The organism is Cellvibrio sp. PSBB006, assembly GCF_002162135.1.
GTDB lineage: Bacteria > Pseudomonadota > Gammaproteobacteria > Pseudomonadales > Cellvibrionaceae > Cellvibrio.
Genome location: NZ_CP021382.1, coordinates 4,618,639 through 4,629,900, shown reverse-complemented (window position 1 = coordinate 4,629,900; position 11,262 = coordinate 4,618,639). Strand labels below are relative to the sequence as shown.

The 11,262-nt window shown below is 50.4% G+C and carries 9 protein-coding genes; 2 read left to right on the top strand and 7 right to left on the bottom strand.

All coding sequences use genetic code 11. From position 1 onward, the window contains the following. The first annotated feature begins 6 nt into the window (after positions 1-6). Complete coding sequence (locus CBR65_RS19300) at positions 7-1,110, top strand: NAD(P)/FAD-dependent oxidoreductase (RefSeq protein WP_087468366.1); 1,104 nt, start codon at positions 7-9, stop codon at positions 1,108-1,110. Positions 1,111-1,311: 201 nt separating this feature from the next. Next, complete coding sequence (locus CBR65_RS19295; RefSeq protein ID WP_087468365.1) at positions 1,312-3,780, top strand: NAD-dependent epimerase/dehydratase family protein; 2,469 nt, start codon at positions 1,312-1,314, stop codon at positions 3,778-3,780. Positions 3,781-3,804: 24 nt separating this feature from the next. Here the strand turns inward: CBR65_RS19295 and radA are convergent, their stop codons facing one another. The 7 genes from radA to cpdA form a co-directional block, all read right to left on the bottom strand. Beyond that, the gene (gene radA, locus CBR65_RS19290; RefSeq protein WP_087468364.1) at positions 3,805-5,175 is read right to left on the bottom strand and encodes a DNA repair protein RadA; all 1,371 of its coding nucleotides are present in this window, start codon (positions 5,173-5,175) and stop codon (positions 3,805-3,807) included. 262 nt (positions 5,176-5,437) lie between these two features. Then, entirely contained in the window at positions 5,438-6,358 is a 921-nt protein-coding gene (locus CBR65_RS19285) for a hypothetical protein (RefSeq protein ID WP_087468363.1), read from the bottom strand. Positions 6,359-6,455: 97 nt separating this feature from the next. After that, complete coding sequence (locus CBR65_RS19280; protein WP_087468362.1) at positions 6,456-7,061, bottom strand: hypothetical protein; 606 nt, start codon at positions 7,059-7,061, stop codon at positions 6,456-6,458. Further along, positions 7,058-7,438, bottom strand: coding sequence for a hypothetical protein (locus tag CBR65_RS19275; RefSeq protein ID WP_087468361.1), 381 nt, complete (start codon positions 7,436-7,438; stop codon positions 7,058-7,060). Before CBR65_RS19275 ends, CBR65_RS19280 begins: the two co-directional genes overlap by 4 nt. Positions 7,439-7,600: 162 nt before the next feature. Further along, the gene (parE, locus tag CBR65_RS19270; protein ID WP_087468360.1) at positions 7,601-9,490 is read right to left on the bottom strand and encodes a DNA topoisomerase IV subunit B; all 1,890 of its coding nucleotides are present in this window, start codon (positions 9,488-9,490) and stop codon (positions 7,601-7,603) included. Between the two features lie 142 nt (positions 9,491-9,632). Beyond that, positions 9,633-10,205, bottom strand: coding sequence for a YqiA/YcfP family alpha/beta fold hydrolase (locus CBR65_RS19265; protein ID WP_087468359.1), 573 nt, complete (start codon positions 10,203-10,205; stop codon positions 9,633-9,635). Then, positions 10,205-11,017, bottom strand: a complete 813-nt coding sequence (gene cpdA, locus CBR65_RS19260; RefSeq protein ID WP_087469175.1) for a 3',5'-cyclic-AMP phosphodiesterase — start codon at positions 11,015-11,017, stop codon at positions 10,205-10,207. The genes CBR65_RS19265 and cpdA overlap by 1 nt, the downstream gene beginning before the upstream one ends. Positions 11,018-11,262: the final 245 nt, after the last annotated feature.

The following is an 11,262-nucleotide window of genomic DNA, read 5'->3' as shown; positions in this document are numbered from 1 at the left end:
TTGTTTATGGCTGCAAAAAAAACTATTGCAATCATCGGTGGCGGGCCTGGGGGCTCCGCCACGGCGATTGCATTACTCAATGCGTTGAAAGAGTATTGCAGTGCGGTGGATGTATGCCTGTTTAACCGGCCCAAGGCAAAAGGCTGGCACGTCGGCGAAACCATTCCGCCAGCAGCGACATCTATTTTGTATGAGTTGGGCATTGCCGATATTCTGGACAACGACCTACACAGCGAGTGTACCGGCAGTTTGTCGTTGTGGGGTGGCGATCAAGCCGTGGCGAATGATTTTATGCTGGACCTCAGCGGTACCGGTTTTCATTTAAATCGCACTGCTTTTGATGCAAGCCTCTTGCAGGCTGCATGCGCACGCGGTGCGCGATTATATGAGGGCTACAATCTGCGCTCAGCCAGCGAAGGTTTTATTCTGGATTTTATTGTGCAAGGAAAAATCCAAAGCATTCACGCCGATTTTGTCGTGGATGCCAGCGGCCAAAGTGCCGGCTTTGCGCGTCGTCTGGGGATTGCGCGCAACGTAATTGACGAAGTTATCTCCATTTATGCACGCATTCCTTTGCGTTCTGAAAATTTACCCAGTCATACGTTAGTGGAAGCTACCGAACAAGGTTGGTGGTACCTGTCAAAAACTCCCGGTGATCAATGCATTGTGTCTTTCACCACCGATAAGCACCACATCAGCGAAGGTAATCTGCTGCACGATAACAACTGGTCAAAAACCTATGCAACAACCCGCTGGATAAAGCAATTTCTTTCTGTGGATTATCTGCATAATTGTGAATTACATACCGCATCAGCCTGTTCAGCCATTTTGTCGGCCTGTGTCGGTGAGCGATGGTTGGCGGTAGGCGATGCGGCCAGCAGTTACGACTCGATTACCTCCGCTGGCATCACCAAATCGTTATTACAAGGCCAGTTAGCCGGATCTGCAATTGCGGATTTCCTACTGGAAAATACCACCGACAGCCTTGCACAATACCAGCATCAGGTTTTTGAGCAATTTAATCACTACCTCGGATTACGTCACCACCTCTATCATCGGGAACAGCGTTTTGCTGATCAGGCTTTTTGGCAAAGGCGCTTAGCAGTTTAATTAAAAACTGTCTCCGAATAGAAACCTTATACGCCACAACAGAAACCACGCCGATTCAAATCACCCGCACTTTGTTCAGTCAATGGAACAAACATCCTCGCCTGCTTTCCTAAAAATTCGAAGCCTGTAATTTTCTTTGGCTGTTATGTTAGCCACACAACATAACAGCGCAACGATTTTCTGTTCAGAGGGAATGACATTATGAGTCAGTCAACGCAAAAGCCGATGATCATCATCACCGGCGCGGCCGGCAATTTGGGGCAAGCGCTGGTTGCCGCACTTAAACAGGATTATCGCGTTATTGGCCTCGACAGAAAATCGGCCGATGGCGTTGCAAAAAGTTTTTCTATCGACCTCACTTCAGCCAGGTCTGTAAAAGAGGCTTTTCAACAATTGCTTGAAGAAGAAGGCGATGAGGTTGCCGCCGTGATCCATCTGGCGGCCTATTTTGATTTTACCGGCGAAGCGTCGCCGCTGTATGAAAAGGTAAATGTTCAGGGCACGCAACTGATTCTGGAAGCCTTACAGGCGTTCACCGTTAATCGTTTTATTTATGCCAGCACCATGCTGGTTCATGCCCCTGGCTCGCCCGGTCAAAAAATTGATGAAACCAGTCCTATTGACCCGCGCTGGGCGTATCCCAAATCCAAAGCAGAAACCGAAGCGGTTATTCAACAACATGCACAAAAAATTCCCTACACCTTATTACGCCTGGCCGGTATTTACGATGAACATACCGCCGTGCCTACACTCTCGCATCAAATTGCGCGCATTTATGAGCGGCGGGTAAAAGGCAAATTGTATTCCGGCGATACGGCGGCGGGGCAAGCATTCCTGCATAAAGACGATATGGTTCAGGCATTTTTGCGCACCATCGAACACCGACATGAACTTCCCAAAGAACATACTTTGTTGATCGGTGAGCCCATTTGTCTGAGTTATGACACACTGCAAAACCGTATTGGCGAATTACTGCATGGTGAATCGGAATGGCACACTTACACCGTGCCCGAACCTATTGCGAAAGTGGGCGCGTGGCTTGAGGAAAAAACTGAACCGGTGGTGCCGGATGATTTTGATAAAGGTGAGAAACCCTTTATCCGCGCCTTTATGATTGATATGGCATCGGACCATTATGAAGTGGATATTCGCCGCGCACGTGACGAATTGGCGTGGGAGCCACAGCATGCACTTAATGATGTGTTGCCAGCGATGATTGAAAACATGAAAAAAGCTCCGCTGGACTGGTATGCTGCTAATAAAATTACCCCGCCGGATTGGGCTACTGAAGCCAGGGAACACGGACGCAATCCCAACGACATATTAAACACCTATCAAACGCAATACCGCCGGCAGCATCATCGCAATATCTGGGCTTCGTTTATGAACATGGGACTCGGTGCCTGGCTCATTACCTCTGCACCGGCCATGAATTATGTTGCCACACCCATGGCCTATAGCGATGCAATCAGCGGTGGATTATTAATTGTTCTTGCATGTATGTCGCTCTCCTGGCGAATGGGTTGGGCGCGCTGGGGTTGCGCCGTCATCGGTATCTGGTTGTTGTTCGCACCACTCGCATTCTGGACACCCAGCGCCGCAGCTTATCTCAACAACACACTGGTCGGCATGCTTGCCATAGGTTTTGCCATATTGACGAAACCCACACCAAACCTTTCACCGGTGGCCGCCTTGACCGGGCCAGATATTCCACCCGGTTGGAATCGCAATCCATCCAGTTGGTTTCAACGAGCACCGATTATTATTTTAGCGTTTATCGGTTTTTTTATTTCCCGTTATATGACCGCTTACCAACTGGGGCATATCGACGGTGTATGGGACCCGTTTTTTTCCGGCGTCGATAGCCCGAAAAATGGTACAGAATTTATTATTACTTCGCCTTTGTCTGAAGCCTGGCCAGTACCGGATGCCGGTTTGGGTGCAATGACGTATGCGTTGGAAATTCTGGTCGGACTTATCGGCTCGCAAAAACGCTGGCGCACCATGCCTTGGCTGGTTACGTTGTTTGGCATCATGATCGTGCCGCTGGGTATTGTGTCGATTACGTTTATTATCATCCAGCCGATTTTGTTAGGCACCTGGTGTACGGTGTGTTTAATTGCCGCAGCAGCGATGTTAATTCAAATTCCCTATTCTCTGGATGAATTGCTCGCTACCGGCCAATTTTTAAAACGGCGGCATGACGCAGGAAAACCGGTATTAAAAATATTTTTTACCGGCGATACCGATGAGGGCAAACCGCAATCGACGGATGATAATTTTGAGCAAAAGCCCGGCGATATTCTGCGCGAATTTTTCAGGGGCGGCGTCGACCTCCCCTGGAACCTTGCTTTATGTATTTTGCTGGGTATTTCATTGATGTTTACCCGCGTTACACTCGGGCATGAAGGCAGTATGGCAAACTGGGACCACTTGATCGGCGCACTGATTGTCACCGTCGGGGTCTGTGCGCTTGCCGAGATGGCGCGGCCAGTGCGTTTTTTAATTATTCCTTTGGCCAGTGCCTTGCTGATAACACCGTTTGTGTTTGATGTGAGCGGATTATCTGTGGCGCTGACATTAATCGTGGCCGTTGTATTGATTATCCTGAGTATTCCGCGCGGCCAGATTCTCAGCCAATTCGGACATTGGAATCGTTATCTGGTGTAGCTTTTATGCCATAACGCGTAAAAGCTACAACGCGTCCAGAGCTTCCTGTAAATTTTTAACGGCAATGACTTCAATGCCGGGATTTTTTTCGCGCGGGGCGTTGGCGTAAGGCACAATGGCTTTTTTAAAACCGTGCTTTGCCGCCTCGCGCAGACGCTCCTGACCACTCGGCACCGGACGAATTTCACCAGAGAGACCGACCTCACCAAACACCATCAGGTCTTCCGGCAAGGCGCGGTCGCGAAAGCTGGAAACAATCGCCACCAACACGGCGAGGTCCGCACTGGTTTCCATCACCCGCACACCGCCGACCACATTCACAAATACATCCTGATCGCCAACCATAATGCCGCCGTGGCGATGCAAAACGGCTAGCAACATGGACAACCGATTTTGATCCATCCCCACCGCCACACGGCGCGGATTACCAAGATGACTGTCATCCACCAACGCCTGGATTTCTATTAGCAGCGGGCGAGTACCTTCCCACATCACCATCACTACCGAACCGGATGACACATCCTCCGCGCGCTGCAAAAAAATCGCCGAGGGATTATTCACTTCGCGCATGCCCTGTTCGGTCATGGCAAATACACCCAGTTCATTCACGGCACCAAAACGATTTTTATTACCGCGTAAAGTCCTGAAGCGCGAATCGTTGTCGCCCTCTAGCAATATCGAACAGTCGATCATGTGCTCCAATACTTTCGGACCGGCCAGCGAACCATCTTTGGTTACGTGCCCCACGAGAATCAACACAGTGCCGGTTTGTTTCGCAAAGCGTGTGAGATAAGCCGCGCTCTCGCGCACTTGCGACACCGAGCCAGGTGCGGAAGTAATATCTTCCATATGCATTACCTGGATCGAATCGATCACCATCACCTTGGGCGCGACTTTTTGCGCAGTCGCGCAAATGGTTTCCACACTGGTTTCGCTGAGCATTTGTAATTTGTCAGTGGGCAAACCGAGACGCTGGGCGCGCATGGCTACTTGTTGAAGCGATTCTTCGCCAGTGATGTAAAGTGCGGACATAGTCCGCGCGAGGCTGCACAGTGTTTGCAGCAATAAAGTCGACTTGCCAGCACCAGGATTCCCACCGATTAACACCACCGATCCAGGTACAAAACCGCCACCCAATACGCGATCAAATTCACCAGTACCACTGCTGAAACGTGGCAGATCAGTCAAACTGATTTCCGCCAACGTCTGCACATTGCCACCAGCCGCTGCGCCGGCGTAACCCTGGAACTTGGCAGAACGATTACTCGGAGTTGGTCCCAACCGCACTTCCGATAGACTATTCCACACACCGCATTCCGTACACTGGCCCTGCCATTTGCTGTATTCAGCACCGCAATCGTTACACACAAATGCACTTTTGGTTTTCGTTGCCACGGGTGAGTCCTCGTAAGCAGAAATTTATTCAGATTCTGAAGTTCGCACGATGGGAGTTTGGCGTTAGGCTATTGGTTTCGAAACCCTCAATTCAGGGATGAATTGAGGGAGCTACAGGGAAGATACATTCGCCACATCCTTGTGGCTCCCCCTAAGGGCAGCTTTGCTGTGCAAATTGGCTGTCCTGCCAATTTGTTATGCGTTTTCGAAACCAATAGTCTAATGACAAACGGATTGCAAAGTACCTTCTACATACACGCAATCAGGCTTTATCGTTAGTTAATTTCAAATAAACACCCAAACCAACCAGCAACGCCACTGCCGCCATCAGCATCCAAACCGCACTATTCAAATGAGTAGCGTCACCTAGCAAAGATTTGAACATCAACAACAAAGACTCAATCGACACCGCAATGACAATGGCCGACATAAACCGACTGATAGTACGGCGGCTGGAGCCCTGGTGGTGGATGTCTTTGTGCAAGAGCACTTCTTCTTCAAGAATCGTTTTGCCAAGATCAAAAATCGCCAGCCCCAGCGTAATTAAAATCACCGTGCTGAACGCTTGCGTCGCGGTGTTGGTGTGCTTGTAGATCACTTCAAACAGGGAGCTGCCCGCCGAGTACAACAGTAAGCCGGACACCAACACCAGCAGCACACCGATGATGCCGTAGACTACCTGGAATATCGGATGAATCCGGCGGCGCAGTTCGTCGCCATTGAGAAAGCTGATCAATTTTTCGAGATTAAAATTTATCACCAGATAACTCACTTTCCCATCGGCAGCGGTAAACCGTTGCACCGCCGACAAAGCGAGTTGGTGAGTCGCACTCGACAGATAAGGTGACGTGACCGTAATCGCCCGGTGATTATCCCGCGCTGCCGAGTAATACACACGATTACTCCGATCCGATCCCAAACCGGCTTCGCGCCGCTTGGAATCCGCAATTCCCGGTGCCGCTGCCGAATCAGTTGTCTGCAAACCTTGCTCATCAAGGCAGTACAACAATTCCACAAAGGGATAAGACTTATACAACTTATCCACCACTTGCCCCAGCTCTTCCGGCGAGCTGGCAATCTTGTTTGGCGCCAGCGTGGTGACAATAGACTCCAATAGCCGATCAATCTGCGGCTGGTATTCGTCGTATTTTTTTAACAGATATAAATAATTGCGTGGGGTCATGATGGGTGGGGGTTACCTTAATCTTGATGTAAAAATAGAAATCAATATGTTCATATTGTGCCTGATCATCACATCGGTGACATCAAACAACCGTCGATCAAATTTCATTAAGCATTATCTGGGTTAACAGTGCTTCAAGCTGTTCCATCGTATGGATTCCCTCATCTAGCGCACAGTGGTAGAGCCGCTCAAATAATTGATATGTGTATACCGAACCTTCTTGTTCACAAAATTCCCGAAACGCCGCAATATTGAGTGCGTGTTTCAACACAATCGCCAGCGCCTGGATTAGAGATTGCTTATCTTGCCAATGCATAAAAGCCGCCAGCCTATCTTTTATTACATCTTTTGCGTAGAGAATAGGAATGCTGCCGTGTGATACATGAGCGACAGTGGTATCTTTGATCAGATTGTGCCCTACTGCCAACGGGCCGGGCGGAAACTCAATGGTAATATCGGTGGTTTCATTAATATAAACACGTCCCTGTTTACGAAAGCCAAGCTCAGCCATTGATTGACTCAATAGCCTCGGCTTTTGATAATTAGTATTTACCAGATCAATGTCTTTGGTGAGATAAAGGTTTTCTGTGTAGATTTCTACTGCTAATCCACCCACTAATACCACCTCGATGTTTTGCTGTTTTAAATGCTCTGCAACAATAACTGCCATCGCAGTAATAGATGTGTTGCCAAAATCTTTCATTGCCCTGCACTTTTACTTTTGTCTGCACGACTCCGAGCCTCAACCAAAGGCTTACCAGCGTGACGCGGGCGTGTGCGCTGAACGGTTAACTGGTTTATCACATCGGAAGGATAGACTGGTATAGCGGCTTTAAGCAGCCCTTTCAATGGCTCCAAAAAAGTGTAGCGAGGATTTAACTCATAATTTCTTACTTTTCCTACCAATTGGCTGACGACAACGCCATCCAACTCCAAACGCGCCAGCTGTTTTTGAATCGGATTAATTGGCACACCGTAAAATTCTGCAATGCTCTTTCCATACCCCGCCCCTCGAAGCAAAAGGTAAATCAGCACCTTTTCCTGGCTTTCCGCCCGAAGTACGCCTCGTAGAACAAACATACATACACCTCCTGATATACCAACAACTGGTTAAAGTATACCAACAGTTGGTATATATCAAGCCTGCTCATCGGAAGAAAACCACGTGAGTATCGCCTGATGAGGGTATCTAATAATTATGACCCGATAAGTAGGCTCAGCTTGAATCGCTATTCTTCGCTACTACACCGCAATCTCCGCCAAATTCCCCTTCTCCTCCAACCAATTCTTACGATCACCCGCACGCTTTTTCGCGAGCATCATGTCCATCATCTGATGCGTCTCGTCGCCATCCTCGATGGTGAGTTGCACCAGGCGGCGGGTATCAACGGCCATGGTGGTTTCGCGTAGTTGCAGCGGGTTCATTTCGCCGAGGCCTTTGAAGCGTTGTACGTTGACCTTGCCTTTTTTGTTTTCGGCGGCGAGGCGGTCGAGCACGCCTTTTTTCTCGCTTTCATCCAGCGCGTAATACACATCTTTGCCGATGTCGATGCGATAGAGCGGCGGCATGGCGACGAAGACGTGGCCGTTTTTCACGAGGGCAGGAAAATGTTTGACGAACAGCGCGCATAACAAGGTGGCGATGTGTAAGCCGTCGGAGTCAGCATCGGCGAGGATGCAGATTTTGTGATAACGCAGCTCGGTTAAATCTTCTGCACCGGGATCGAGGCCGATAGCGACGGAAATATCGTGCACTTCCTGACTGGAGAGGATTTCTTCGGAGTTCACTTCCCAGGTGTTCAGGATTTTTCCGCGCAGCGGCATGATGGCCTGGAATTCGCGGTCGCGCGCTTGTTTGGCGGAGCCACCGGCTGAGTCACCTTCCACCAGGAATAATTCGCTGCGCGAAGGATCGCCACTGGAACAATCCGCCAGCTTGCCGGGCAAAGCCGGGCCTTGGGTCACTTTTTTACGCGCGATTTTTTTGCTGGAGCGCACACGTTTTTGCGCATTGTTGATGCAGAGGTCGGCGAGTTTATCGCCTTCCTCGGTGTGCTGGTTTAACCAGAGTGCAAATGCATCCTTAGCAATGCCGGAGACAAACGCAGCGGCTTCGCGCGAGGTTAAACGCTCTTTGGTTTGGCCGGAAAATTGTGGGTCGGCCAGTTTAAACGAAAGCACATAACAACAGTTGTTCCAGATATCTTCCGGTGCGAGTTTCACACCGCGAGGAATAAGGTTGCGGAATTCGCAGTACTCACGCATAGCATCAAGTAAACCGGTACGCAAACCATTAACGTGGGTTCCGCCTTGCGCTGTCGGAATCAGGTTGACGTAACTTTCCTGAATTAATTCGCCACCTTCCGGCAACCATTGCACGGCCCAGTTAACCGCTTCGGTTTTGCCGCTGAAGTCACCCACGAAGGGTAACTCGGGTAAGGTTTCCCAACCTTGGGTAGCGCCGGCGAGGTAATCTTTTAAGCCGTCTTCATAGAACCATTCATCTTTTTCGCCGCTTTGTTCATCGAGAAAGGTGACCTTCAAACCGGGACATAACACGGCTTTTGCGCGCAGTACATGGCGCATACGACTGACGGAAAATTTCGGTGAATCGAAGTAAATCGGGTTGGGTAAAAAGCGCACGGCTGTGCCGGTCTGGCGTTTCGGGCAGGTGTCGATGATTTCGAGATCCGTGGCTTTATCGCCGTTCGCAAAGCCCATGCGATAGACATTGCCATCGCGCTTAATGGTGACTTCCAGCTTTTGCGACAGCGCATTAACCACCGACACACCGACGCCGTGCAAACCGCCGGAAAATTGGTAATTTTTGTTGGAGAATTTGCCGCCCGCATGAAGCGTACAAAGAATAACTTCGACACCGGGCTTGCCTTGTTCCGGGTGGATGTCCACCGGCATACCGCGTCCATCGTCGATAACTGTGACGGATTGGTCTTTATGCAGGACAACCTCAATGGATCTGGCGTGGCCGGCGAGGGCTTCGTCCACGCTGTTGTCGATAATTTCCTGGGCGAGGTGATTGGGACGTGTGGTTTCAGTGTACATGCCCGGACGTTTTTTTACCGGGTCGAGCCCCGTGAGTACTTCAATATCTTCTGCGGAGTAATTAGCCATAGCGTCTTCAGTATCAAGTTGATGTAGGTCGGGTTAGCCGCGCAGCGGTGTAACCCGACGGGTCAGTGGTTGTATTTATCGGAAGCGTTCTGGTTACGGCAACCTTAGTTGTCGGATTACGCCGCTGCGCGGCTAATCCGACCTACGGGAATAAAAATGTTATTCCGTCGTTTAAAAATCGCTCGAAGCCCTGGAAGCCATGATCGCCGCCTGCTTCTACGGTTTGTTTGCAACCTTCATAGAGGGCGACGGCTTGTGTGTAGTCGAGGGTTTCGTCGCCGGTTTGCGCGAGCAGCCAGTAATTGGCATGACGTCGAACAGGAAGATCGCAGGCTTTGATTTCGTCGATGTGCCCGGCGTTCAAGCGGTAGCTATCATCCGTGTGATAAGACGGCAGGTCAACCTCCAGATAATCCGGCATAAATTCCCAGGGCCGCACCGCCGGGTTCACCAGCAACGCGCGCAGATCATACTTTTCCACCAGCCAGGTTGCCCAAAAACCACCGAGCGAACTGCCGATCAAACCAACCGGTGACGGCAGCAGGGATTCTACCAAGGCCTCCAGCACCTGCTGGGTGGCGCGCGGGTATGGCGATAAATGCGGGCAGTGATAACGGATGTCGGAGCGTTGCTCTGCCAGCCACTGTGCGGTCTGGCGAGCCTTAAATGACAAGGGGGAACTGAGGAAGCCGTGGATATAAATCAGGTCAGGCATCAATAACCGGCAGACTTGTAATCGATGATGTAATGCTTGCCGCTCACGCGCGAGACGCCGGTTTCAATACGACCATCGGGGTGGAGGTCAAACCAGCGATAACCGGGCATGGCGGTATCCACAGCAAAATCGTCGCTATTAGGTTTGAACTGCACACAAGTGGATGGTGTAGCAAAGAGCTTCATGTGCTTGCGACGCCGGCTGAAATCCTGATGCACATGACCCCAGACCACGGTCTTGACCTGCGGGCTGCGGTCCACAATAGCCAGGAAGGCATCTGCATTGCGCAGCACGTATTGATCAATCCAGGCGCTGCCCACCGGCAGGGGTTGATGGTGCAACATCACCATCACATGCTTATCGGCGTGTTCCGCCAGCGCCTGCTCAAGGAAGTCCAGCTCGCTTTTCTCCAGATTACCGTAAACCTGCCCCGGTACCGCCGAATCCAGCAACACAATAACCCAGGGCCCCAGGTCCACCAGCCGGCGCTCCGGCGGGTTGGGCACGGCGAGTTGGCTCATGATAGCGGCGGAGTCGTGATTACCGGGAATCCAGGCAAAGGGCACTGGGAAATAACGTTGGATCATGTCGATAAAGCGACGGTAGCATACCTCGTGCCCTGCACTGGCAATATCGCCGGTACAGACAAGGTAATCGAAGGCGGGTTGCTCGGCAGTGATCAATTGCAGGACATCTTCCAGACTTTCGTCCGTATTCAAGCCGAGCAGAGATTCACTGGTGAGCGGTCCCAGATGAGTATCGGTGATCTGTATCAGACGCACGGGTTGTTCGTTCACAGTGATTGCTGACATATCATGCAAATCCATCTCGCGCTGGCTCTTCCTTTTGATATTAGTGTTAGGAGAATAAGTGCGAATACTAGCGCCAACGATATACGCTAATTCACATTTCCGCCACCTGCTATAGCTTATAAGGAACAAGATTTACAGCAAAGAAGGGTAAAAAAAATCAGAAGTGTGAAGAAGTTAAGGGTTAAGCGCCAATTCCGATGATCGTGCACCACCAATAGGCTTATTGTTTGTGCGGGTTTAAACAA

Bases quoted from the DNA above. Each gene is read 5' to 3' on its own strand.
- CBR65_RS19300 (WP_087468366.1), top strand. From the start codon at position 7: ATGGCTGCAAAAAAAACTATTGCAATCATCGGTGGCGGGCCTGGGGGC.
- CBR65_RS19295 (WP_087468365.1), top strand. From the start codon at position 1,312: ATGAGTCAGTCAACGCAAAAGCCGATGATCATCATCACCGGCGCGGCC.
- CBR65_RS19285 (WP_087468363.1), bottom strand. From the start codon at position 6,358: ATGACCCCACGCAATTATTTATATCTGTTAAAAAAATACGACGAATAC.
- CBR65_RS19280 (WP_087468362.1), bottom strand. From the start codon at position 7,061: ATGAAAGATTTTGGCAACACATCTATTACTGCGATGGCAGTTATTGTT.
- CBR65_RS19275 (WP_087468361.1), bottom strand. From the start codon at position 7,438: ATGTTTGTTCTACGAGGCGTACTTCGGGCGGAAAGCCAGGAAAAGGTG.
- parE (WP_087468360.1), bottom strand. From the start codon at position 9,490: ATGGCTAATTACTCCGCAGAAGATATTGAAGTACTCACGGGGCTCGAC.
- CBR65_RS19265 (WP_087468359.1), bottom strand. From the start codon at position 10,205: ATGCCTGACCTGATTTATATCCACGGCTTCCTCAGTTCCCCCTTGTCA.
- cpdA (WP_087469175.1), bottom strand. From the start codon at position 11,017: ATGTCAGCAATCACTGTGAACGAACAACCCGTGCGTCTGATACAGATC.